Here is a 569-nt window from a genome sequence, read left to right as displayed (position 1 = left end):
CGTATCGGCTACGCGTTCGAACGCAACCTCGTCTACGCCACCTTCGGCCTCGCGGGCGCCGAGACACGCTTCCGCTCCACGTTTCCCGACCTGGATACCGGCTTCGCCGGGATCGCAAGGCGTGACCACTCCTATCTCGGCTTCACACTCGGGGCCGGCGTGCAGTTCGCAATCGCTGAGAACCTCGCCCTGGGCATCGACTATCGCTATGCCGATTACGGCAGGAGCGCTCGCTTCGGTCTCGGCAGCGTTGCGGGTCCGGACGGCGGGGCGTTCTCGACCCAGGCCTCGTTCACCTCAAACCAAGTGATGGCGCGGCTCCTCTGGGTTCCCGGAGGACTGCGCCTGCCCCCCGAACCCGACGAGCTCGCCCCCCACGATCCGGACAACGGCGACACCGGCCGCTTCTCGCTGCACGGCCAGACGACGTTCATCGACCAGGGGGTGACGGGCTTCCATTCGCCTTACCGCGGCGACAACAGCCTCGTGCCGCATCAGGCGCGCGGCACGCTCACCGCCACCGCCTTCCTCGGGTTCAAGCTGACCGACAACACCGAGCTGTATTACAA

At 66.6% G+C, this 569-nt stretch carries 1 protein-coding gene; it reads left to right on the top strand.

The window, feature by feature from the left end:
• A partial coding sequence (locus ACU8YE_RS24090) for an outer membrane protein (RefSeq protein WP_446929876.1) occupies positions 1 to 569 on the top strand: 569 nt, incomplete at both ends.

The organism is Ralstonia sp. VS2407, assembly GCF_052950655.1.
Note: the sequence above shows the minus strand (reverse complement) of the source record. Positions and strands in the feature narration are given on the sequence as shown.